Source organism: Rhodococcus sp. ACPA4 (assembly GCF_002300185.1).
Lineage (GTDB): Bacteria > Actinomycetota > Actinomycetes > Mycobacteriales > Mycobacteriaceae > Rhodococcus_F > Rhodococcus_F globerula.
The window spans coordinates 4,739,209-4,763,500 of sequence record NZ_NSDY01000001.1 but is presented as its reverse complement, the minus strand read 5'-3'; the positions used below and the strand labels follow the sequence as shown (position 1 = coordinate 4,763,500).

Sequence of the window (24,292 nt, the reverse complement as noted above, 5' to 3'; positions counted from 1 at the left end):
TTCCTCAAACGCTATCGGGGAATGCCGTCTGCTGATAGCCACCACGCAGCGTCCCCTCGATGTAGCTTGCCTTGCACGCGCGGCGAGCGATCTTGCCGCTGGACGTACGCGGAATGGAACCGGCCGGAACAAGCAGGATGTCGCGTGCGGTCACACCGTGACGAGTCGAGATCGCGGCGCGGACCGTATCCGCGATCGGCTGCGGGTCGGCTTTACCGGCACCGGGTGCACGCTCGGCAACGATGACCAACTGCTCGGAGGAATCGTCGTCGTCGAACGTCAGACCCGAGTGGGAATTCGAGAAGACGACGGCAGGCAACTGGTTTGCCGGAACGGCAAACGCCGCGATGAAGCCCGGACGCAATGCGGGGCTCGCGTCCTGAGCGGAAGACTCGAGATCCTGCGGGTAGTGATTACGGCCGTCGACGATCACCAGGTCCTTGACGCGACCGGTGATGTACAGCTCGCCGTCGACGTAGACGCCGTAGTCGCCGGTACGCATCCAGTGCGCGTCCAGCGGCAGATCGTCGGTGTGGCTGTCTTCCGGCAGGCGGTTGGTCAACGTGTTGTGGAACGTCTCGGCGGTCTCTTCGGGGCGGCCCCAGTAACCGACGCCGATGTTCTCGCCGTGCAGCCAGATCTCGCCGACGTGGTTGTCAGGGACCTCGGTCTGCGTTTCGGGGTCGACGATGGCGGCCCACTGGCTGCGTGAGACGTATCCACAGGACACCTGCGCGATGGCGTTGTCGGCGTGCTGATCGACGATGACCATGCGGCCGTTGTTGAGCTCGTTGCGGTCGACGTAGATGACCTTGGCCTCGTCGGAATGCTTGGTCGACGACACGAAAAGCGTCGCCTCCGCCATGCCGTACGACGGCTTGATCGCCGTCTTGGGGAGACCGTAAGGCGCAAACGCCTCGTTGAATTTGCGCATCGACGCCGTCGTGACCGGCTCACTGCCGTTGATCAGGCCGATGACGTTGCTCAGGTCGAGGTGCTCGCCGTCCTTGGGCAGGCCACGGGCAGCAGCATGCTCGAAAGCGAAGTTGGGGGCGGCCGCGAAGGTGCCTGCGCCGTCCGAGGCCGCTGCGAGTTCCTTGATCCAGCGGTTGGGCCGCTGAACGAAGGCGCGCGGACTCATGATGGTGATGTACTTTCCACCGAACGCAGGCAGGATGACCGTCAGCAGACCCATGTCGTGGAACAGGGGCAGCCAGGTGACGCCGCGCGAATCTTCGGTGAGCTCGATGGAGTCGACCATCTGCAGTGCATTGGTGCCGACAGCACGGTGGGTGATCTCCACACCGGCCGGAACTCGCGTCGAACCCGACGTGTACTGCAGGTAGGCGATGTCGTCGAAGCCGATATCGGGGCGAACCCAGGTTTCGCCGACGGTATCGGGAATGGCGTCGACGGCGATGATGCGCGGGCGTTCGGCGGCGGGCAGCGAACGGAACAACGCACGCACACCTGCGGCCGATGATCCGGCAGTCAGGATTGCCGACGGCTTACAGTCCCCGAGAACGGCGTGCAGGCGATCGGAGTGGCCGGGCTCGTCCGGATCGAAAAGCGGAACGGCGATGGAACCGGCCTGGATGGCCGCGAAGAACGAAATGACATAGTCGAGACCCTGAGGTGCCAGGATCGCCACGCGGTCGCCAGGCTTGGTGACCTGCTGGAGGCGGGCGGCAACAGCACGCAGACGTACACCGAACTGGTGCCACGTCAGCTCCTGTGCTTCACCGTCACGCTCACGCGAGTAATCGATGTAGCGGTACGCGAGCTCGTCCGCGTTCACACGCGAGTGTTGCTCGACGTAGTCGACCAGAGTGAAGCCCTCTTTCAGGCGAATCCGGCCCTTCTCGTCGAGAAAACCATCGAACAGCGCGTTCATTCCATCTCCTCCGAAGCGATCACACAAGCATTTTTGGTCATGCTTGCGCCCCAGACTTCCTTCGCTCTCTCGGGTATATCGTCAATCAATCGAAACGCACTACGTGCGCAACTCACCTGAATCACTTCATCGATCCCAAACCATCGATATGTTACAGATCGGCATCATCCGCATCGCCGCGCGTGCTCGGCCTCAGGGATCGTGGCGAGCGAAGAACCGATCGTGGCGATCGTGTCCAGCGGCGTCGACACAGCCGATTCGCACTCCTCGAAAGTGCCGACTGCCAGGCACGCAGAGCCTGGCGGCTCCGGGGCGCCGCGCGTGCGCTCCACCGCTGCACCCCGCGGGATGCCGTGACCTGGAGTTGTGATCATCCCCACCCTGCAGCGAACTGCGAGCCGGGGCGCGCGACGCGCACCAAGGCTGTGGGTGGAACCCATGGATCACTCCTTCGTAGTCAAGGCTGGAACATCCGAACTTACTCGCCAGTCACGTTCGTGACAGCACTTTAGAGGACCAGGCGAGCAGTGGTCGCACTTTGCCACGACCAATCCAGCAGACTACTCGCCGACGCACCCCAGCCAGACAAAAAGGATCAACTGTGCGGCGGCGTCGGCGCACCGTTGATCATGTCCGCTGCCCACTGTGCCACCCATTGGGTCGCCGTCGTGCCCTCCGAATCAACTTGGAAGGAGTTGTACATGGCATGCACAGGATTGTTGTAGTACTCCGCCAAACGCGGCAGCGACGTCATGAGGTTGCCCGGATTCATCGCTCCTGCCGGGGCGTCACAGATTCCGTCACTCGGCGCACAGATCTGATAGGTGCGGTCGTTCAGCTTGCCGAACCCACCCTCACGGGGACCCGTCATCGTCAGACCCGGCAACTTCAAACCGTTCAGCGACAGCTCGGCACCCACACCGGCAACGCTTGGGCCAACGGTAATTCCGTACGCGGGATCACGACGCCCGTCCGCGATCAAGCCGACACCGAGCACCAGATCTGCCGGCACTGCGCCCGTCCCGTTGCCGATACTTGCGGCTACGTCACCGGCGATGACCGCGCCCTGCGAGAAGCCGGTGAGTACGTAACTCGTCAGTGGGCACTCGGCATGGCGCTGCACCAGAAAGTCGTTGGTGGCAGCAGTTCCCGCACCCCGACTGTTGTTGTACGACTGCTGCCCGTCCGGCGGAAACGCCACCGGATTCGAGAACTGCGCAACGTAAGGAACCGTGTAGACATCCGCACGTGAAGCGTCGAACTGATTCTGCAAAGGACCCGTGACGTTGAGCATCAACGAAGCCGGATTTGCCGCCGGAGCATACGGATCGTCGGCAGCGCTGGACTCCCAGGTTCCAGGGATGGCAACTACCTGGACATCGGGACAACTAGCCGGCTGCGACGCCGGTTTCTCCGGTCCGGGTGGCAACGGCTCGGGTGTCGGCACCCGCCCGGCAAGGATGTACCAACCGCCGATCACCACGGCAGCGACCACCAGAATGATCAGCAGCGGGACCAGGCAACCCCGACGCTTTCCGCCTCGCGCCATCATCTATTTGCAGAATGTGGCGTTGGCGACATCGATGTAGATCTGAGCGTTGGCGGTGGCCTGCTCTGACGTGATCGCAGTGCCATCCGTCGCCGCGGAACCCACGACGGCCGTCACCAACGCAAGAATCTCCTCGTCCGAGGTGCCCTGAACATTCGCGGCGCAGATGTAGTTGGCCGTGTTGATCGCGATGCTGCCGTCACCCTCGGGAGTAACTCCCTTGGCTTTCAAACCGTCGAGGAATGCCTGTGCTTGCGGGTTGACCTCTACTTCTGTCGGACCGGGGAAACCCTCGATGCTCTGGGGCTGCTCCGGCGGAGCCGTAGCGGCCGCTCCGGGACTGGTGGGCGCTGCGGACGCCGTTGTGGTCGCGCTCGCGGAAGCCGAACTGCTCGCAGCCGACGACGATGCCGCGACGGACGTCGTGGTCGGGGTGGAGGTGACCGTCGAGTCGTCACTTCCACAAGCGACGAGCATCCCACCGGCGATCAGTGTCAGAGAGCCCACTGCGATCGCGCGCGCAAAAGTATTTCGGTTACCCGAGAAAAGCGACATCAATGTCCGTCCTTGCCTTCAGTCGAAAGTCCATCATCAGGTTACGCAACGCACAGCGGGCAGGCACCGATCCGTGATCGGGCCCGCCCGCCGTGCGTTGTGTGTCGTACGTTGCGTCCTACGGGTGAATCTCGGTCTTGCCGTCGATCACCGTGATCCAGCCGAACTGGAAGTTCTGCTGAGTTCCACCGGGGATGTCGAACTTGTCACTGAGCGGGTATCCGAGCTTGCCGCCTTCGTAGCCGACACTCTTCCATCCGTCGAAGATCGGGCCGTTGGCGACGGACCAGGCGCCCGTTGCAGGGCTCCAGTAGATGTTGCCGCCGTCGAACTCCGTGAAGCGACCGTTGTCCTTGATCGCCACTTCGTTGGACTTCGGGAACCCGAGCCATCCGTTTTCCCAACCGAGTTCGCCGTACTTGCCCATGATCATGCCGAGCACGGCGTACGTGCCGTTTGCACTGTTGTACATGGCGCCGATTTCGAAGCCCTGCACGGCGCCGGCCTTGCCGGGGGTCGCGATCTCCGCTGCGGTGGGGTACTTGAGCGGGCCACCCTCGTAGCCCTGTGCTGCCCATTCGCTGAGGATCGCTCCGCGGACGGCGTGTGCGCCGGTCCACCAGGTCCAGTAGATGGAGCCGTTCTGGAAGTGGTTGAACCGTCCCTGACCGTCGGGGGTTCCGAGTTCAGGCGTGGTCGGGAAGCCGAGCGGGCCGGCAGCTGCGCCGGTGTTCATGTACTCACCGGCGATACGGCCCGCGATGGGGTTAGCGCCGGTGGCGGAGGTCCAGTAGATGCGGCCGTTGCGGAAGTCCTGAGCCAGGCCACCCGCGACGCTGTACTCGGCTGTGACGCAGTCACCGATCCAGCTGTTTGCCGCTGCGGTTGCCGCGATGGCACCCGAAGCGCCACATGCCGGCTTCTCCACGTCGGTGCCGAGCGCGTTGGCGAGCTGCGGCCACAGCTGATGAAGCTCGAACTGCCAGTACGGCCACGAGTGCGTGCCGGACGGGCGGTAATTGATCTGCGCGGGAATGCCGAGCGAGTTGAGCTTGGTCGCAAATGTCTGCGAGGTCAGGCGCGCAAGAATCTCGAGGCCCATACCGGCGTAGTTGGTGCTGACACCGGGGATTCCCGACGGCTGATCGTACGGTCCGGTGGTGCCGCTACCGCTCGAGACGTACAGGCTGACGCCCTTGAGCTTGTCGGCCTGGGTGTACGGATCGTGGGCTGCCCACTGCGGGTTCGACGGCGGGCCCCACATCGCTGCGGAGTTGAACTTGCCCGCGTCGTTCATCGCGAACTGGATTGCCTGCGGCATTCCGAGCGACGTCGTGGTGAGGATGCCCGAGAGCGACGCGGCGAACTTGAAGAATCCGGGGTTGCGCGCGGCAAGAGACATCGCGGCCGTGCCACCCATGGAGAGACCGACCACGCCGCGGGTCTGCGTTGTGCGCCAATCGTTCTCGAGGATGGACGGAAGTTCCTTGGTGAGGAACGTCTCCCACTGGTAGAACACACCGTTGTCGGCCTCGAGCCAGTCGGAGTAGAAGCTGGACTGTCCACCGACGGGGAGAATCACGTTGACGTTCTTGTCCGCGTAGAACGACTCGGCGTCGGTCTCGGCGGTCCAGCCGTTCTCGATGTCCGTGGCGCGAAGGCCGTCGAGCATCCAGACGGACGGGAAGGTTGCCGACGGGTTCACGTTCCAGTCGCGGGCCAGAAGGATCTGAACCTGAATGGGGATTCCCATCGACGGGGAGTTGATCCACAGTGCGACACGGCGCTCGCTGAGCCATTCGACCTTGCCGACGGTGGCGCCGCCCTGGTTCTGGGTTGCGGCGGGCGCGGTGAGGGCCGGACTCGGCGCAGCGGCAGCGGTTCCTGCCGTGGTCAGACCTGCTGCGATCGGCAGAACCAGCAGTGCTGCCAGCGCTCCGACGACCTTGGTTCTATAGGTCCCGAAGGACCGACTGCGGTCCCGCTTGGCAAGGCCTACTCGCATGAGTTCACTCTCTTTCCCTTACTTCCGGTCCGCGTGTCTTACTACCCGGTGTTTCACGTACTCGGTGTCTCACGTATTCGGTATCTCACGTGTTCAGTGCCTACGCGGCGAGGCATCTCTGCCTCGCACACCACCTCGGCGACCAGAGCCCTGTCGAAACTCTTTCTACACGGAAACGACTCCGACTAGGGGTTGCCGCGCTGTTACTGGTGGTGCAATTGTTACCGAAGTTCCTGTTTACGGCATCTCCAAAACAGAAGTGCCGTTCCGGTCTTCCTCACGGAAGTCCGGAACGGCACTTGTCTGTCTAGGTCTTGCGGTGATGCAGCGCCACGCAGTGATGCACGGTAAAGCGGTGAAGCATGGTCACCAGGCGTTCATGGTGTCGAGGATCTGGCCGCGGGCCTTGAACAGTTCCTCGGACCAGTACGCCCACGAGTGGGTGCCGTTGGACGGGAAGCTGTAGGTGGCCGGAATGCCGAGCGTGTTCATCCGGATCTGGAATGCACGGGTGTTGGCCAGCGCAAGTGCTTCGAGGCCCATGGCGTTTGCCGTGTTGTAGTAGCCGACCAAGCCCTTGGGGTTGTCGTACTTACCGGTCAGACCGCTCGCTGCGGAGATGTACATCGACAGGCCCTTGAGGCGAGGCGCGAAGACGAACGGGTCGTTGCGCAGCCATGCCGGGCTCCACGGGGGTCCCCACATGGAGTCGACGTTGAAGCGGCCGGCATCGAGCATCGCGACGCGGATTGCTTCACGCATACCGGGAGCCGAGATGTTCAGGTAACCCGACAGCGAGCCGGCGAACTTGAACTGGTCGCGGTGGTACGCGGCGAGAGTCAGTGCGGCACTGCCACCCATCGACAGGCCGAGGACAGCGTTGTTGTTAGGCGAGACGCCGTAGTTCGCGAGGAAGTTGGGCAGCTCTTCCGTGAGGAAGGTTTCCCACTTGTAGGTCATCTGCTGACCGTTGAAGTTCGAGGGTGCGTACCAGTCGGTGTAGAAGCTGGACTGTCCGCCGACCGGCATCACGAGGGTGATGTTGTCGTTGCGGTACTGCTCGAGAGCGTTGGTCTCGAAGCTCCACGCATTGGCGTCGTCACGAGCGCGGAGGCCGTCGAGCAAGTAAAGGGCAGCGTTTCCGCCGCGAGCGGCCCACTGGACCTGAACCTTGATGTTGCCCATCGTGGAGGGCACCCACAGCTCTTCGAATCCGCCCCACGGCGCGGTCTGGACCGGTGCAGCGTGCGCGGGAGCAGCGGTAGCAACTGCGCTACCGGCGACGCCTGCGGCAAGGGGAAGCACGAGTGCTGCCGCACCGATGGCAAGTGCTCGGTGCTTGAGGCGCTGTGTCAGCCTCGTCGGGGCAAATCGCATGGATACTGCTCTCTCTCTTCGTCTGCGGTAGCTACCCCCGACTAGGGGAAGTACCGACGGATTCCGTCGGGGAACAGGTATGTGCGCCAGCCTGGACAAACCAGACTGGCAGCGGACCTCGTTCCAAGTCACACTGCGCTCGGTGGACCCTATGTCACAGGTTTGGTTGTGACAAATGGATCTCAACCACCGGGCGCTTCTCCCCTGGTGCTCACGGGAGCATTTCGGGTAGGTGAATCGTCTTCGGATACATCGGCGCCGATCACGGGAGCGTTACGGGATCGCAACATGTTTTCTCCTACGGCATAGTGATCTGCATCACTTTTGGGTTTCAAGTGGCACAAGACCACATCGCTGTAGTTCGTACGCGGGCACTCGATCGAATCGATATTTTGCCAAGTCGAATGCCTGACGGAAGTTCTGCTTGAATCGCGCCCACGTCAATTCACTGCGGTAGGAGGTCAGCAACTCCTGCGTTTCCGGACAGGTCAGCGCCAGCTTCGCGTCAGCTACCCATTCCTCGTCGAGGAAGAAGGGCAGCCACGGGTGGACGTCGACCATCCCGGTGTCCGCAACCACCCAATCCGGATACAGGTTCTTGTCGTGACCGATCCGGCCGTCTTCCAGCCTCTCCGTGTGCGCGGCGAGCGGGTACGCCAATCCCATCTGATCGAGCACACGAACGTCGAGCCCGACGTTCATGCTCGTCATACCGAGGTTCAGGAAGAAAACGACATGCTCGCCCGATTCGTCTATCGGCCCTGGCGGCGGAACGACGAACCACGCGTTGTAACTGGGAGACGGAATGAGTAGTCCACCGTCCGGGGTGTCCGCGATGGTCTCGACCATTGCTCGCATCCAGGGGTAGTCGAGGTAGTCCTCGGCTCGGATCGGATGCTCGTGACCGGTGTTGAGAGCGTAGAACGCACGCTCGTCGACGATGCCCGAGCGTCCGACGATCGAGCCTTCCGGCATGCCGGTGGTATTTGCGGCGACGGCTGCCCACACGATGGTCCCCACCCACAGCACTGCGGAGACACCGAAGATCGCGGTGTCCCGGTTGCGGCCGAATGCCGTGCGCGCTGGGACGCGAAGCGGAATGACCGCCACCGGGATCAGAAGGCAGAACAACACCGGAAGCAGGACGCGGCCGTGCATGAAGTCGCCACCGACTCGAACCGAGTACACACCCAGAATCAGGCCGCTACCGAGAATGAACGTGACAACGGCGCGTGGGGTGCGCAACCACGCCTGCAACCGCACCCAGCGCGACCCTGAAACGGTCTGGGGCGCGGACGTGCGCTCGTTCCTGCCGATCGCAAGAAGTAGCAGCGCACCGACCAGGAGAAACAGCAAAGGCAACCACAGCAAGTACGGTCCGACGAGATTCCACAGATAGGCAAATCCTTGCGACCACTTTGCACCGCCTGCATCCTTCGAGACCGCGGTATTGGGGTACGGAAGCCCGTAATAACCCATGCGCCAGATCTGGTACGCCACCGGAACGAGTCCGGCGACAACCACGATCATCGCGCGGACCTTCCACGTCAAGCCTGCGGACACGACGATCATCATCAGCGCGAGAGCACCAGGGATCGCCATCTCCGGGCGCACGAGGGGCCCGAGCCCGGCAACAAAAGAGAGAATCAGAATCGACGCCGTCGACGGTACTGACGCCTGTGCCCACCGAACCATCAGCAACCACAGCAGCGCGATCCAGAAGATCACCAGGCACGTCTCGAGGCCGGACGTCGCAAAATCTCGGGCGGGCGGAACAGCAATGTAGACGAGAACGCCGGCCGGAACGAGGAAAACCGTCCCGCCGACGCCTGGTCGCAGATCGCGGTACAGGCGGGCCGTTCCGAGCATCGCCAAGACCACAGCTGCGGTCGAGAGCACCAAAGCGATTGCCAGGACGACATATTCGAGCCGGATCTGCGTCAGCCAGCCGAAGGCGTAGACGATGTACGTCCACGCGGTACTCGTATTCGCCTCGACGCGTTCACCGGCATTGAAGACGGGGCCGTTGCCGGCCAGCAGATTTCGCACCGTGCGCAGGACGATCAGTCCGTCGTCGGCGATCCATCGACGCTCCCACGCTCCCCAGAACGTGAGGACGGCAGCAAGCACCACCCCGCCGAGGAAAACTGCTCGGTTAGGGGTGGTGCTCGGTGCCGCGGTGTCGGCGACCTGGTCGGCTTCAGTGGCCGGCTCAGACGATGTAGACAGCGACACCCACTACTCCGATCCACGCCACTGCGAGGAATTGCAGAACCCGGTCACCGAGCGCGATTTCCTCGGGCTCACCGGCTTCGCCGCCGTCGACGTCCACGGCGTACCGCAGCACTGCGACAGTGAAGGGGACCATCGAAATGGCGTACCAGTTGGTGCCCTTGATGTCGTCCTGCTGGAAGGCCCACAGTCCGTAGCAGAGCACGAGTGCCGTCGCGGCCATCGTCCACACGAACCGCAGGTAGGTCATCGTGTAGCTCTCGAGCGACTTGCGGATCTTGGCGCCGGTACGTTCGGCCAGCTTCAGTTCGGCGTACCGCTTTCCGGCAGCCATGAAGAGCGAACCGAATGCCATCATCAGCAGGAACCACTGCGACAGTTCGATCTCGGCTGCGACGCCACCGGCTATGGCGCGCAACAGGAATCCGGACGACACGATGCAGATGTCGATGACGGCCTGGTGCTTCAAACCGAAGCAGTACGCAAGCTGGATGACGATGTACACGGCCATCACCACGGCAAGTTGCCAGTTGGCGATGAACGAGAGAGCGATCGAACCGGACAGCAGCACCACGGCCATGCCGTACGCGATGTTGACGGGCAGAACTCCGGCCGCGATGGGGCGGAAGCGCTTGGTGGGATGCGCTCGGTCTGCCTCGACGTCCATCGCGTCGTTGACGAGGTAGATACCGGACGCCGCCATGCAGAACACGACAAATGCCAGCGCGACGGGCAAGAGCACGTCGGCTTCGGTGGCTGTGCCGGCCGCGATAGGCGCGGCGAGCACGAGAACGTTCTTGACCCACTGGCGTGGGCGGAGCGCCTTGACGATGCCGGCGGGCAGGGACTTAGGGGGTCCGCTGACCGTGGCCGCTTCCTCGCTCATTTCTCTCCATATTTCTGTTCGGCCTTATGCACCAGCGCCGCGGATGCGGCGCCCAGTGCCGCACCGGCAAGCACGTCGGTCGGGTAATGAACTCCCAGAACCAGGCGCGAAAGCATCATCGGGGGCACCAGCAACGCCGGTAAGGGTAGCCCGGTGAGTCGACCGATCAGGAATGCCGCCGCCGTCGTCGACGTGGCGTGCGAGGACGGGAAGCTCAGCTTGCTCGGCGTCGAGACGTTGACCTGCAACGACGGGTCGGACGGGCGTTTGCGCCGCACGACACGCTTGATCACGACCGACGCGGCGTGTGCCCCGAAGGCACCGACTGCAGCGCCAGCCCATTCGCGGCGACGCGGCTTGTCGACGGCAGCGCCGACGGCAGCGATCGCGATCCAGCCGAGTGAGTGCTCACCGAAGTGCGACATTCCGCGAGCAACGGCGACGGCTCCAGGCACCTGCCCGACGGTCGACTGGATTCCGGCGAGGATCCTGACCTCGGGAGATACAGCCTCGGGAGATACAGCCTCAGGAGATACCGAAGACACGTTCCCACCTTTCCGTGCTGGTCAGTGAAGGAACGGCATCCTGGTACTGCTTCTTCAGTTCGGGGAACCTGGCAGCAAGTTCGCGGCGCAACCGGGTGGCTTCCTTGAGCAGTTCGAGTGCCTGCTTGGGGTTGCGCTTGCGGTAGACGACTCCGCGGCCGTCGGCGGTGGTGACGGTGACGCCGTCCACCTGCGAGAGCAGGAACCAGCGGGCGTCGATGGTCGGCACGTTGAGCTGGGGTCGCTCGAGGTGTTCGGCCTTGGCCGGCTTCACGTTGTGAACGGCGGCCCGAAGGACTCGGGTCACCTTCGCGACGGTGGTGAGCGGCAAGCTCACGTCTCCGACGTCGGCACCTGACGGCAGTGGCAGTTCCGTCGACGACGGCAGTACGACGGCGTCGGAGAATTCCTTGCGCTGGGCGTGTACCTCGCCGAGTGCGGTCGGCAGCATGTTCGCGACGTGCTCGGGGCCGGCGAGGAAGTCGGCGATGGCCTTGTTCTGGATTGCGACGGTGGAGTACTCGAGGCACAGCAGGTGCTTGAGCGTTGCCTTCACCGTGTTGACCACGAGGCCGCGTCCGTTGCCCGGCATGTGCAGTGCGGCAACCACGAGACGGTTGCGGAGGTGGAAGTACGCCTGCCAGTCGATGGCGTCGTCCTTGTCGCTCCACGCCATGTGCCAGATCGCGGCACCCGGAAGTGTGACGGTCGGGTAGCCGGCTTTCTTTGCGCGCAAACCGTATTCGCAGTCGTCCCACTTGATGAAGAGCGGGAGTGGCTGCTTGATTTCTTCGGCGACCTGGCGCGGGATCATGCACATCCACCAGCCGTTGAAGTCGACGTCGATGCGGCGGTGCAGGAGCTTCGATTCGCGCAGCGGCTTCTTCGAGAAGTCGTGGTCGTATTCGACGTTCGGCGCTGCGGTCCACATGAAGATGCCGCGGTTGACCACTTCACCCATCACATGGAGGTGGCTGCGTTCCTGCAGGTTGAGCATCTGGCCGCCCACCAGCATCGGCGATTTCGCGAACCTAGAGAAGGACAGGGCGCGCAGGATCGAGTCGGGTTCGATCTCGATGTCGTCGTCCATGAACAGGATGTGCTGGCACGACGTGTTCTTGAGTGCCTCGTACATGATTCGGCTGTATCCGCCGGAGCCGCCGAGGTTGCCCTGATCGTGAATGGTGAGCCGATCACCAAGCGCTGCAGCAGCTTCGGCGAATCCTGGCTCGTCGCGCACCTTGCGGGTGCCCTGATCCGGCATGATGACTGCCTTGATCACGTCGGACACCAGCGGATCGGATGCCAGCGCGGCAAGTGCCTTCACGGCATCCGTCGGGCGGTTGAACGTCGGAATACCCACGGCGACAGTCGCTTCGCCGGGAGCCTCGACGGGGGCGTACCAGCCGCCGCTCTCGACAACCACGGCCGAATCGGTGGTGATGTCGAACCAGATCCAGCCACCGTCTTCGAACGGAGCAAGCTCGACGTCGAATTCCAGAGCTGCATCACCGTCGGCAAATTCTTTGCCTTCCACGTGAATTCGCGAGGAATCCGCCTTGGAACGGTAGATGTCGACGCGGCCGTGGCCGGACAGTTCCAGACGCAGGACCACCGATTTCAGGATGGACCAGCGTCGCCAGTAGCTGGCAGGGAAAGCGTTGAAGTAGGTGGCAAACGAGACCTCGGTCTCGGCGCCGAGCGCTACAGACGTGCGCGACGTCGAGTGCGCCCGCCGACTGTTGGACCAGGACTCTTCCAAGTAGAGCGTACGAACGTCGAGTGGTTCACCGGCGCGCGGCAGGATGATCCGCTGGAGAAGCGACTTACCGAGGTAACTCACCTCGTCCCCCACGTCGGCGTTTTCACCCTCGAGTAGATGACGTGCGTTCATTCGCTCTCCCCTGCCAATTCCGCACCCGATTCCAGATGCGGACGCAGGGTGTTCTCGAACATCGTCAGCGCACTGGCGATGGCCATGTGCATGTCGAGGTACTGGTAGGTGCCCAGGCGGCCACCGAACAGCACCTTGTTGTCAGCGGTTTCCGCCTTGGCGCGTGAGCGGTACGCGGCGAGCTTGGCGCGATCCTCCGGCGTGTTGATCGGGTAGTACGGCTCGTCGGTCGACTCGGCGAAGCGTGAGAACTCGCGCATGATGACGGTCTTGTCGGCCGGGTACTCGCGTTCCGGGTGGAAGTGGCGGAACTCGTGGATGCGGGTGAACGGGACGTCCGCGTCGTTGTAGTTCATGACCGGGGTGCCCTGGAAGTCGCCGACTGGCAGAACTTCGGTCTCGAAGTCGAGGGTCCGCCAGCCCAGCTCACCTTCGGAGTAGTCGAAGTAGCGGTCGAGCGGGCCGGTGTAGATGACGGGTGCGTCGGGGTTGGCGCTGCGCAGCTCGTCCCGGACGTCGAAGTAGTCGGTGTCGAGGCGGACCTCGATCTTGGGGTCCGTGACCATGTTCTCGAGCCACGCGGTGTAACCGCCGACGGGCAGGCCCTCGTACGTGTCGTTGAAGTAGCGGTTGTCGAAGTTGTAGCGGACCGGCAGGCGGCTGATGTTGGCCGCGGGCAGCTCCGTGGGATCGGTCTGCCACTGCTTGGCGGTGTAGTCACGCACAAAGGCTTCGTACAGAGGGCGGCCGATCAGCGAGATCGCCTTCTCCTCGAGGTTGGAGGCGTCCTTCGCATCGATCTCGCTGGACTGCTCCGCGATGAGCGCGCGTGCCTCTTCCGGCGTGAAGTACCGGCCGAAGAACTGCGAGACGAGGCCGAGCCCCATGGGGAACTGGTACGCCTGGCCCTTGTGCAGCGCAAAGACGCGATGCTGGTAGTTCGTGAATTCCGTGAACTGGGTGACGTAGTCCCAGACCTTCTTGTTGGAAGTGTGGAACAGATGCGCTCCGTACTTGTGGATCTCGATGCCTGTCTCCGGCTCGGGCTCGGAGTAGGCATTGCCACCCAGGTGGTGACGGCGATCCAGAACCAGCACTCGCTTACCCAACTGGGTGGCGGCGCGCTCGGCGATGGTCAGCCCGAAGAATCCCGAACCGACGACGATGAGGTCGTACTGAGCAAGGGCGGTCTCTGAATTTGCAGCGGTCACGATGAACCAGGGTATCGGACCTGATCTACCGGGGGCGTATTAGCAGTCGTGATCACACCCGCTGTGGAACCGATACCCCGGTCCGATGCGTCCAAGCACGTGGGCTGCCCGGGTGGGCAGCGGGAGGTGGGGCCCGACATGACACGCATAGCCGGAGCGCTGATGCTGGCGACCGTTCTGATCTCGGTGGTGACCGGATGCGGTCGCAGCGTCGAAGGGACTGCGCGGGCTCAGGCGGCAACGGCCACGCTCGAACAGTCCCCTACCAGCACCACACCGTCCCCCGAACCAGCAGCCGACGACGGTTTGTGCGACATTCCCGACGACGTCGCGACGGAGTTGAACGTCGACAAGTCCACCGCTGAGCGGTCGATGGAATCGGCTACCACGCTGCTGGACGACTGCGCGTGGCGTGGCCCGGATTTCGAGTTGCGAATCGCGAGCTACGACGTTGTTGCCGCCCCATTTGCAGCGCGTCTTGCGCAGGAAGTCTCAGCCGACAGCAAAGAAATCACCATCGGCACACATCAGGCATTTGTTCTCACCCAATCCGAGGAGGAGTTCGAACCCGGCTGCGTGATCGTCCTGGACATGACGGACAACAGCATGGTGGTCATCAGGGAAGACGACACCTACATCAGTCGCGCCAGCATGTGTTCTCGCGTCCGTTCTGCCGCGACCACCATCGAAGACGCCCTGGAGTGAGACGGCCAGGGCGTCCTCGAGAGCTGGCGTCTACAGGCTCTTCGCGATGATTCCCTTCATCACTTCGTTGGCGCCGGCGTAGATCTTCTGCACGCGGGAGTCTTCGTACATGCGCGCGATCGGGTATTCGCGCATGTAGCCGTAGCCGCCGTAGAGCTGAACACAACGGTCGACGACGGCACACTGCTGCTCGGTGAGCCAGTACTTGACCATCGCGGCGTCCGCACCGTCGAGTTCACCGTTGAGGTGATCCTCGATGCAGTTGTCGAGGAACACCCGGCAGGTGCGGGCGATGGTCTGGCACTCGGCCAGTTCGAATGCTGTGTTCTGGAACTCGAAGAGACTGTGCCCGAACGCTTGACGCGCCTTGGTGTACGCGACGGTCTCCTCGACGGCCCGCTCGATGGTTCCGATGGCCTGGGCGCCGATGATGAGACGCTCTTGCACCAGCTGCGCCATCAGCTGACCGAAGCCGAGGCCTTCGGACTCGCCCAGGAGATTCGAGACGGGAACGCGGACGTCCGTGAACGAGAGCTCGGACGTGTCGGCTCCGTGCTGGCCGACCTTGTCGAGCACGCGGCCAACGGCAAAGCCTTCGCAGTCGCGCAGATCGACGATCAAGAGCGAAACACCCTTGGCGCCGGCCTTGGGGTCCGTCTTGACGGCGAGCACGATCATGTCGGCGCTGCCACCGTTGGTGATGAATGTCTTCGACCCGTTCACCACGTAGTGGTCGCCGTCGCGGATCGCCGACGTCGTGATGGCCTTGAGGTCGGAACCTGTTCCCGGCTCGGTCATTCCGATGGCGCCGAGGATTTCACCCGTCGCCATTCCCGGCAGCCACGCCTTCTTCTGCTCTTCGTTGCCGTACTCGAGCACGTAGTGCGCGACGATGCCACTGTGCACGGAGTTACCAAGCGCGTAGTCGCCGCAGTACCCCTGTGCCTCGAAGACAGCGAGGTCATGCGCGAAGGTTCCGCCGCCCCCGCCGTATTCCTCGGGAATGGAGCAGCACAGCAGGCCCAGCTTGCCGGCTTCGAGCCACACGGAACGGTCGACGCGATGCTGAGCGTCCCACTGCTCACGCTTCGCGATCAGCTCACGATCGAAAAATCCGCGGGCCAGCTCGGCGACTGCAGTGATCTCGTCGTCGTACCACGACGGCTTGCGCTTGGTTCCCATGATCAGACTCGCTTGAGCAGGGCGGCGAGGGCCTGCCCGCCACCGATGCACATGGTGACGATGCCGAATTCGAGGTCGCGACGGACCATGTCGCGGGCTGCGCGCAGGGTAAGGATCGCGCCGGTTGCGCCGACGGGGTGTCCGAGCGCGATGGCGCCGCCGTACGGGTTGGTCTTCTCCGGGTCGAGGCCGGCGTCACGGATGACGGCGATGGCCTGCGAGGCAAACGCCTCGTTGACCTCGGCGGTGCCGATATCGGACGGCTTCAAACCTGTTTGCGCAAAGAGCTTTTCCAGGGCGAGCACGGGAGCGTAGCCCATCAGGCCGGGCTCCATGGCTGCCGTCGTGACGGCTTCGAGCGTGACCAGACCGGTCAGGCCGCGCTTGGCTGCCTCGGTGCCCGTCGCGAGAACGAGGGCTGCGGCGCCGTCGTTGATGCCCGACGCGTTACCGGCGGTGACGGAGCCACCCTCTTCGAATGCGGGGCGCAGCTTCGCGAGGGTTTCCATCGTGGTGCCCGGCTTGGGGTGCTCGTCCTCGGTGATGGTGACGGAGCGACGGCCACCGGTTTCGACCGCGGTGATCTCCTCGGCGAAAGCGGCCTTTGCGGCGTCGGTGGCGGCGCGTCGCTGCGATTCGACGGCAAACTCGTCCTGCTGCTCGCGGCTGACGCCGTACTTACGGGCGACGGCTTCGGCGGTGCGGCCCATGTGGGCGTTGCTGAAGGGATCGGTGAGCATCGCGACGGTGCCGTCGACGAGGCCGTGATCGCCCAACTTGAAGCCGGCGCGGGCGGAGAAATCGTAGAACGGCATGCGGGACATGCTCTCGTCGCCGCCGGCGAGCGTGATGGCGGCAGCGCCCCAGCGCATCTGCATTGCTGCCGACCAGATTGCCTGCAGACCGCTGCCACAGAGGCGGTTGACGGTATACGCGGGAACGTTCTCGGGCAGTCCGGCTGCGATGCCGACGCGGCGCGCGTTGTAGGCGTCTGGACCGACCTGGCCGATGCAGCCCATGACAACCTCATCGATGTCCTCAGGTGCGACGCCGGCGCGGGTCAGCGCGGCCTTGGCAGCCGTGGCGCCGAGCTCGTGTGCGGGGACGTCCTTGAAGACGCCACCGAAGCTACCGACCGGGGTGCGAGCCCCGTCGACGATGACGATCGGTTCGGGTGTGGTCATGATTGTCCCCATCTGCTGTGCGCACGGCGCTCGAAATTCTCGGTCCGTGGCCGATACTAGGACATCTAAGTATCGCGCAGATGGGGACGTAGGCGTCAGGCCTTTGTAGTGACTGCCACTGTTGTCGTTTCCACCGTTGGGGTTACCTCTGCCGGGGCGGCCCCGGTCTTGTTGTCGTCCGTCTTGTCGTCGTTGCGGTAGCGGTAGAGCCCGATGCCCACGAGGATCGCCGCAAGACCCAGGGACACGAACATCTGGCTACGGGTCGAGTCGAGGACGACCATGCCGATGCAGAGCGCGATGATCGCGGCAATGGTGGCGTAGGTGAGATACGGGAAGAGCCACATCTTCAGTTCCAGTTCCTGGCCCGACGCTTCGAGCTTGCGACGAGTTCGCAACTGGGACACGGAGATAACGAGCCACACGAAGAGCGCGATCGCACCGGAGGAGTTCACGAGGAACAAGAACACCTTGTCCGGGGACAGGTAGTTCATGCCAACCGTCAGGAATCCGACGATGGTCGAGACCAGCACGGCGCGCATCGGGACACCGGTCTTCTCGATGCGGGAGAGCGACTTCGGGGCGTCGCCGCGTCCGGCGAGGGAGAAGATCATGCGGCTTGCGGTGTACAGGCCGGAGTTCAGGCAGGACAGGACTGAGGTGAGAACAACGACGTCCATGATGTTGCCCGCGGCCGGGATGCCGTACGAGTCCATGACGGCGACGTACGGGCTGAGCGCGACAGATGCGCTGTCCCACGGCAGCAGGGTGACGACAACGGCGATCGAGCCGATGTAGAAGATGAGGATTCGCCACACGACGGATTTGACGGCTGCGCGAACAGCTTCCAGCGGATTAGCCGATTCACCAGCGGCAATGGTGGCGATTTCAGCTCCGAAGAACGAGAACACCACCACAAGGACTGCGGCGAGCATGGCTCCCGTGCCGTTGGGCAGGAATCCGCCGTGGCCGGTCAGGTTGGTCATGCCTGGTGCTTCGACGCCTGGCATCCATCCACAGATCGCGACGACACCCATGCCGAGGAACGCGATGATGGCAACAACTTTGATGGACGCGAACCAGAACTCGAACTCACCGAACGACTTGACCGAGATGATGTTGGTCAAGGTCAGCACGATCATCAGAATCAGTGCCCAGGTCCATTGCGGAACACCCGGTACCCATCGGTTCATGATGAGAGCGCCTGCGGTGGCCTCGATTCCGAGGACGATGATCCAGAACCACGCGTACAGCCAGCCGATGGAGAAGCCGGCCCAGCGGCCGATGGCCTTGTCTGCGTACGAGGAGAACGACCCGGTTTCCGGGGACGCTGCCGACATCTCACCGAGCATGCGCATCACGAGGATGACGACGACGCCGGCAAGTGCGTAGGAAATCAGGACGCCTGGGCCCGTTTCCTGGATCGCCACGCCGGAGCCGACAAACAGTCCGGCCCCGATGACGCCTGCGATCGCGATCATCGACAGGTGCCGCTTCTTCAGCGTGTGCTGAAGCGCGGGTTGGTCCGTACTGGACATCGAAACTCCTTGTGGGATTCTCCGGTGGGATTTTGGTGGCGCTTTTTGGCTAGCGCCAGTGTCGGACCTCGAACCCCCTCGCGACAGGCTCCACTTTGTACAAACGTGACCGCAGGCACTACATAGTGGCGCGAACAAGGTGTCAGACTGAACCCATGCCCATCACCCTGCGCCAGCTCTGCGCGACCGAACAGTTCGGCCTGCGAGTACTGGCCGGGCAAGATCAGCTCGACCGCACCCTGACCTGGGCACATGTCTCCGAACTCCCCGACCCGACGCCCTTCCTCGACGGCGGCGAATTACTCCTCATCACCGGGGTGTCGCTACCCATGACGGCCGCGGGAACAACCCGATTCGTGCGGACCCTGGTGGGCGTCGGAATTGCCGGAATCGGTTTCGGAACCGGCCTCGGATACGAGGAAGTACCGCAGGCTCTCGTAGATGCGGCCACACGTTTCAACGTGCCCCTTCTCGACGTCCCCCTGCGAACGCCGTTCATCGCACTGACAAAAGCGGTGTCCCGGGCGCAGTCCGAGGACGATATGAAAGCCCTGCGCAACAACTATCAGAGCGTGCGACGGCTCCTCCAAGCCGCTGTGACGGTCAACGGGACCCGAGCAGTTGTGCGCCGGGTCGCGGAGTTGATCGGCGGATGGGCGGCACTGCTGGACTCGGCAGGCCACACCGTCGAGATCTCGCACACCGCCGCGGCCGCGGGAATCGAGCGCACCGCTCCCGAGCGTGACGCCCGCCCGATGGAGGTCAGCTTTGTCACGAGCGAGAACGAGGACGTGATCTCCCATCCCCTGACAACGTCGCGGGGAAAGCTGATGGGATACCTCGTCGCCGGCTGCCCCGGCGCCGTCGGGTCACTGAATCAGGGCATCGTGATCACCGCCGCTTCCCTGTTGACGCTTATGACGGCCCGCACGCGAGATGCACAGCTGACGATGAATCACTTACGCACGGTGGCGATGCATCAGCTCTTCGAGGGCCAGAATACGCTCGCGCGCAACATCTCCGGAGAGCTGTGGGGCGGATTTCCGATTGAACCCTTTCAGGTTTTCCACGTCGCGGGCCCCGTCGGCCTACTCGAGAGCGTGTCCGTCTCATTGCTCGACGGCCTCAGCCGCGATTTGGCATTCGGCATCACCGACGGCGCGCTCATCGCCGTTGTGTCGGCTACGGACAGCGAACGAATTCTCGCTCGTATCAAAGGTATCGACGTAACCGTCGGAGTGTCGGACATGCTGTGGTGGGACGATCTCTCGCGGGCCAGAAGGCAGGCCGCGCAGGCAGCAGCCGAGGCCAGTGCCCGTAACCTGCCGTCGATGCGTTTTGCGGAACTCTCCGAAAGTGGATTGTCGGCGTTTCTCGATCCCGATCGGTCGACGGCTTTTGCGGCGGCCCATCTTCGACCGCTACTCGAAGCAAAGGGTGGCAGCGACCTCTACCGGACCTTGGCCATGTGGCTGGCCCACAACGGAGTGGGAGACGCTGCGGCCACTGCACTGAATATTCACCGACATACGTTGCGCAGCAGGCTCGCTCGCATCGAGAGCCTGCTCCAACTCGATCTCAGCTCCCCTACCGAACGGGCCGAGCTGTGGCTCGAATATCGACTGCTCGGCGACGCCCCCACCATCTGATCTCCGGGCCGTAAACGACCTGTCGGGCCTACACCGGATTGCGGCGAGGCCCGACAGAATCGTTTTTGTGCGAGGTAAATATCGACCGATCTTCCCCTAGCTCATATCCGTCGGTATCCACTCGCGGAGCACGTTGGCATCAACTACCTGCGCACCCAAAATCTCGGTCCAGATGATGGTTCCATTTTCGAAGACGCGGAAGGTGCCGGCCTCGGAGGGCAATTGCATCTCCGGGCCGACCGGAGCGCCGAGAGTGCCGGTGGCGCCACCGAACTCTCGATACTTTGCCTCGATCTGCGTCTCGACAACCGTACCGGACGAATCAGTAATTTGCGAATTTAGTTCTGGCGCTACAGTTTCCGATACCGGACTCTCTACCACACCAGCGCCGTCACCGATAGTGAACCAGTCGGATTTCAGCCCCAATTTCATCCTCGCCTGCATTCCGGTGACACCGACGGTTGCCTTTGTTCCGACAACTTCGAGAGCCGTGACGCGGCCGCCGTCGACGCCGAGGCCGTTTCGGGAGAGAACTTTCAGCGACGTCAATTCGCCGACCCCGAAGGCCTCCGCGATCTCGCCGGCGGAAAACATCTGCGTCCAGTCGTGATTGGGCGAGATGGTGTCACCTTCGTCTGCCACAGCCGGGAATGCTCCACCTGAGCTGTAACCGCCTGTGGACGAGGAGAATTCGGTTGCCACGATGTCGCCGTCGCGTGAGAGAACTGCGCCGGTTGTACTGCGCACGGCCTCGGTGGTTCGTGGATCTTCCTTGCCTGCGCCGCCGTAGACCTGGCAGTCCTGCGTGTCGCAGGTGTCGGCGTAAGAGCTGCGATGCTCGACTGCGGCATACGACCGCGCGGCGACGGCCTGGGCCCGCAGTGCTTCTGCCCCACCGGAATCGGCCCAATCGGCCTTCGCCTCCACCGGCACCACTCCGAGTAGGTAGTCCTCCATGTCGAGCAGGTTGACCGTGCGCGCCGCGCCGTTGTCGAGCACAACACCAAGCGCGCCGCGATACGGGGCGTTGTCGTCGCACATCGTCAAGAACTGGTCGGCGGGCCGGTCCGGGGACAGATCTACCGGATCCACCCACGGATGGTTTGTGACCGCTTCCCAGACGACACCGCCGCCGCAGCCGCTGGTGACGACAACGCTGGCGCCACCTCCGGGAAGTGCGGTCAGGTGGGCGGCTTCACCGGGCGCGGTGCGCTGTCCGTTCACGACCATTCCGGCGGCGGAGTACACGTCGAGAGTTTCGTCGTCGCGGGCTGTCAGCCGAACGCTCATCTGAGCGGGCGGCATGGAGTCGAGAACAGTACCCCCGTAGTAGTGGCTGAGAATTCGCTCGCCGGACCAACCCTGGTTTTTGGCGTAGCCGTAAGCGCCCCATTGCCCCATTCCGCGGCCGTGGCCGTTGCCATGGCCGGAGAGAGTGAATTGGGTGTCGGCGGACACGACGGGCATAACCGACGGCTCGTCCTGGTACAGAGTTCCGATACCTCCGACCGCAATTCCGAGCGCCAGAGCGGGAATCAATCCCAGCACGGAGATACGCATCACGGAACGGCGTCGACCGGGTCCACTCACCAGGAAACGGCGTCTAACAGGCTTTTTACCTGCGGTTCCGCTTCGCTCGTTCTTCGCCATCAACGCTCTCCTCATCGCCACCGGACTCACGGGGCTGCGAAGTCGGTTCTCCGCACGTGGTCCAGTCCACAACGATTTGGCTAAAGTCTCACCCTAAGGTTGAGCGTTATGGACTCTTGTGACTAGTGTGGCAAGAGTGCCTGGACTTAGCAACACCAGTCACACGAGTCACATCCGCATCACGAGTTGCAGACATATGCGACCGAAAGATGGAGTTGATCCGCGCAACATGGCCTCCGACCTGCTCGGATCCGGTTCCGGCCGATTCTGTTCGAGGCCGTTACCGGCCCTGAAATTCGCTCGTAAGTAACTACAACCGAGGAGTCATCCCTTGCCACACCGTCGACCGAAGCCCTCATTCGTACTTGGGGCCGTAGCCGCACTGGCTGTCGCAAGTCCTTTTGCGGTATACGGCCTCACTAACGACACGCCTGACGTCCGCTCGGCAAACGAGACGTCGTCCGTGGCGGTGCCCACCCAGATCTCGCAGGTTCTGCTCGCGTCGGTTCCCGACATCGTCATTCCGCTCAAGGAACTGACGGGGCTCGATCTGCCCGACATCAACCTCGGCGATCTCAAGGCACTGATCCCCACCGACATCGCGCTGCCTCCCGGGATCACGATTCCGACGGAGCTTCTGCCGGCACCGGCCGATCCGGCCGCGCCGACGGAAACGCCTGTTCAGGATGAGGAATTCCCCGGCGCTGTGGTTAAGCAACTCACTCGCGACGCCCCGTTCAGCATGGTCGCGTTGACCTCGGACACCGTCGATTCGGCGCAGTCCAAGATCCGCGCGCTGTCCGAGGACGGCATCTGGGGCCCGTGGTTCTCCCCCGACGCCATCGACGCCGAACAGGCGACGAATACTCTCTCCGCCACCGAGCCCCTCTACGTCGGGCTCACCAAGGCCATCCAGATTCTGACGCCGCGCGACGCACCGGCAACCGATGCAGCACCCGCGCCCGCCTCATCGGCGCCGGTAGAGGTAGCGCCCACCACCGAGGCCGCCCCGGCTCCCGAAGGCGAACTCGGTTACACCCCGGCATCGGTGTCGAAGCCGCTTCGCCAGGTCGAGACCACCGCTGACGAGGTCACGGCCGTGCTCATCGATCCGGGCACCAGCCCGTCGGACGACAATCTGCAGGCAGTTGCGGCGCCGTTCTCGACCGGTGGTCCCGCAGTGATCACTCGCTCGCAGTGGGGTGCTGACGAAGGCCTGCGTTGCGACGGCCCGACGTACGACGACGGCCTCGGCGGTGCCACCGTGCACCACACCGCGGGAGTGAACAACTACACGAAGGCCGAGTCGGCTGGGATCGTTCGTTCGATCTACGCCTACCACGCACAGACGCTCGGCTGGTGCGACGTCGGATACAACGTGCTCGTCGACAAGTACGGTCAGATCTTCGAAGGCCGCGCAGGCGGTCTGGACAAGCCCGTCCAGGGTGCGCATGCCGGTGGTTTCAACGAGAACACCGTCGGTATCGCGATGATGGGTGATTACTCCACCGTTCAGCCGTCGTCGGCGATGCTGAATTCGGTAGGTCAGTTCCTCGGGTGGCGGCTCAAGTTGGCCGGTCTCAATCCGATGGGCCGCACCACGATGTACTCCGAAGGCACGCCGTACACGCCGTACCCGCAGGGTGCTGCAGTCGATTTGCCGATCATCTTCGCTCACCGTGACGTCGGAAGCACCGCCTGCCCGGGCGATGCCGCGTACGCCCGCATGGGTGAAATCCGCCAGATCGCAGCCAATGCGGCTAACGGAGTAACGGCCCCGGCCAACCCCGTCACGCCTCCCGTGCAGAAGCCCAACACTCCGGCTGACACCGTTGCCGGTGGCACCGGGTCTTCCGTGACGGACCTCGTCAACCAGGTTCTGAAGTTGACCGACAACTCCCCGCTCGCACAGAAGTGGATCGCCGAAGGCGGCGACCTCGGCCGACTCGGTGAGGCGATCACCGGAGAACTGCAGGCAAAGTTCGGCAATCTGGGAGCGTTGTTCCAGAACGGCGCTATCTACACCTCCCCCAACGGGGGCGTATACACCGTGGTCGGCGAGATCTTCAAGGCATGGCAGAGCTACGGATCGGATCTGGGTTCCCTCGGACTCCCCATCTCGGACGAGTACTCGATTCCGGACGGATTCCGTAGCGACTTCGAGAACGGCGCCCTGATCTTCAACCAGATCACCGGTGTAGTCACACAGATTCTCAATGCCGTGGGATAACTCCCG

General features: G+C 63.3%; 18 protein-coding genes. 3 read left to right on the top strand and 15 right to left on the bottom strand.

Features of this window, described 5'->3' with window-relative positions; all coding sequences use genetic code 11:
- Positions 1-4 precede the first annotated feature (4 nt).
- The 11 genes from fadD32 to glf all read right to left on the bottom strand — a co-directional run bounded on the left by fadD32 (position 5) and on the right by glf (position 14,148).
- Positions 5-1,894: a long-chain-fatty-acid--AMP ligase FadD32 gene (gene fadD32 / locus CJ178_RS21800; RefSeq protein ID WP_033235157.1), complete on the bottom strand. Its 1,890-nt coding sequence runs from the start codon at positions 1,892-1,894 to the stop codon at positions 5-7.
- Between the two features lie 164 nt (positions 1,895-2,058).
- Positions 2,059-2,334 (bottom strand): hypothetical protein, encoded by a 276-nt coding sequence (locus CJ178_RS21795; protein ID WP_033235158.1) that lies wholly within the window; start codon positions 2,332-2,334, stop codon positions 2,059-2,061.
- Positions 2,335-2,489: 155 nt separating this feature from the next.
- Positions 2,490-3,443 carry a cutinase family protein gene (locus tag CJ178_RS21790; protein ID WP_095888091.1) on the bottom strand — a complete coding sequence of 318 codons (954 nt, stop codon included), beginning with the start codon at positions 3,441-3,443 and terminating at the stop codon, positions 2,490-2,492.
- Between the two features lie 3 nt (positions 3,444-3,446).
- Positions 3,447-3,998, bottom strand: coding sequence for a DUF732 domain-containing protein (locus CJ178_RS21785; protein WP_045066344.1), 552 nt, complete (start codon positions 3,996-3,998; stop codon positions 3,447-3,449).
- A 118-nt stretch (positions 3,999-4,116) separates the two neighbouring features.
- Entirely contained in the window at positions 4,117-6,003 is a 1,887-nt protein-coding gene (locus CJ178_RS21780; protein ID WP_045066342.1) for an alpha/beta hydrolase-fold protein, read from the bottom strand.
- A gap of 366 nt (positions 6,004-6,369) precedes the next feature.
- On the bottom strand, positions 6,370-7,380 hold the full coding sequence (locus CJ178_RS21775) for an alpha/beta hydrolase (protein ID WP_045066340.1): 1,011 nt from the start codon (positions 7,378-7,380) through the stop codon (positions 6,370-6,372).
- Positions 7,381-7,698: 318 nt separating this feature from the next.
- Positions 7,699-9,615: a flagellar motor control protein ZomB gene (gene zomB, locus CJ178_RS21770; RefSeq protein WP_033235161.1), complete on the bottom strand. Its 1,917-nt coding sequence runs from the start codon at positions 9,613-9,615 to the stop codon at positions 7,699-7,701.
- Entirely contained in the window at positions 9,593-10,498 is a 906-nt protein-coding gene (locus CJ178_RS21765; RefSeq protein WP_092805591.1) for a decaprenyl-phosphate phosphoribosyltransferase, read from the bottom strand. The genes zomB and CJ178_RS21765 overlap by 23 nt, the downstream gene beginning before the upstream one ends.
- The gene (locus CJ178_RS21760; protein ID WP_033235239.1) at positions 10,495-10,986 is read right to left on the bottom strand and encodes a phosphatase PAP2 family protein; all 492 of its coding nucleotides are present in this window, start codon (positions 10,984-10,986) and stop codon (positions 10,495-10,497) included. Before CJ178_RS21760 ends, CJ178_RS21765 begins: the two co-directional genes overlap by 4 nt.
- A 37-nt stretch (positions 10,987-11,023) precedes the next feature.
- Positions 11,024-12,937 (bottom strand): glycosyltransferase, encoded by a 1,914-nt coding sequence (locus CJ178_RS21755; protein WP_045066335.1) that lies wholly within the window; start codon positions 12,935-12,937, stop codon positions 11,024-11,026.
- Complete coding sequence (gene glf, locus CJ178_RS21750; protein ID WP_045066334.1) at positions 12,934-14,148, bottom strand: UDP-galactopyranose mutase; 1,215 nt, start codon at positions 14,146-14,148, stop codon at positions 12,934-12,936. Before glf ends, CJ178_RS21755 begins: the two co-directional genes overlap by 4 nt.
- 138 nt (positions 14,149-14,286) lie before the next feature.
- On the opposite strand from glf, the gene CJ178_RS21745 reads away from it, so the two are divergent.
- The gene (locus CJ178_RS21745) at positions 14,287-14,853 is read left to right on the top strand and encodes a DUF3558 family protein (RefSeq protein ID WP_143547533.1); all 567 of its coding nucleotides are present in this window, start codon (positions 14,287-14,289) and stop codon (positions 14,851-14,853) included.
- Between the two features lie 30 nt (positions 14,854-14,883).
- Here the strand turns inward: CJ178_RS21745 and CJ178_RS21740 are convergent, their stop codons facing one another.
- From CJ178_RS21740 to CJ178_RS21730, 3 genes are all read right to left on the bottom strand, one after another.
- Positions 14,884-16,035, bottom strand: a complete 1,152-nt coding sequence (locus CJ178_RS21740; RefSeq protein WP_095887643.1) for an acyl-CoA dehydrogenase family protein — start codon at positions 16,033-16,035, stop codon at positions 14,884-14,886.
- Between the two features lie 2 nt (positions 16,036-16,037).
- Complete coding sequence (locus CJ178_RS21735; protein WP_033235240.1) at positions 16,038-17,219, bottom strand: thiolase family protein; 1,182 nt, start codon at positions 17,217-17,219, stop codon at positions 16,038-16,040.
- A 95-nt stretch (positions 17,220-17,314) separates the two neighbouring features.
- On the bottom strand, positions 17,315-18,757 hold the full coding sequence (locus CJ178_RS21730; protein WP_045066331.1) for an amino acid permease: 1,443 nt from the start codon (positions 18,755-18,757) through the stop codon (positions 17,315-17,317).
- 155 nt (positions 18,758-18,912) lie between these two features.
- Between CJ178_RS21730 and CJ178_RS21725 the strand changes: the two genes are divergently transcribed.
- A complete protein-coding gene (locus CJ178_RS21725) occupies positions 18,913-20,406 on the top strand; it encodes a PucR family transcriptional regulator (RefSeq protein WP_045066329.1) in 1,494 nt (497 codons plus the stop codon).
- Between the two features lie 96 nt (positions 20,407-20,502).
- Here CJ178_RS21725 and CJ178_RS21720 read toward each other — a convergent pair whose 3' ends face one another.
- Complete coding sequence (locus CJ178_RS21720; protein WP_045066327.1) at positions 20,503-22,056, bottom strand: SpoIID/LytB domain-containing protein; 1,554 nt, start codon at positions 22,054-22,056, stop codon at positions 20,503-20,505.
- A gap of 331 nt (positions 22,057-22,387) precedes the next feature.
- Between CJ178_RS21720 and CJ178_RS21715 the strand changes: the two genes are divergently transcribed.
- Complete coding sequence (locus tag CJ178_RS21715) at positions 22,388-24,286, top strand: N-acetylmuramoyl-L-alanine amidase (protein WP_095887642.1); 1,899 nt, start codon at positions 22,388-22,390, stop codon at positions 24,284-24,286.
- Positions 24,287-24,292: the final 6 nt, after the last annotated feature.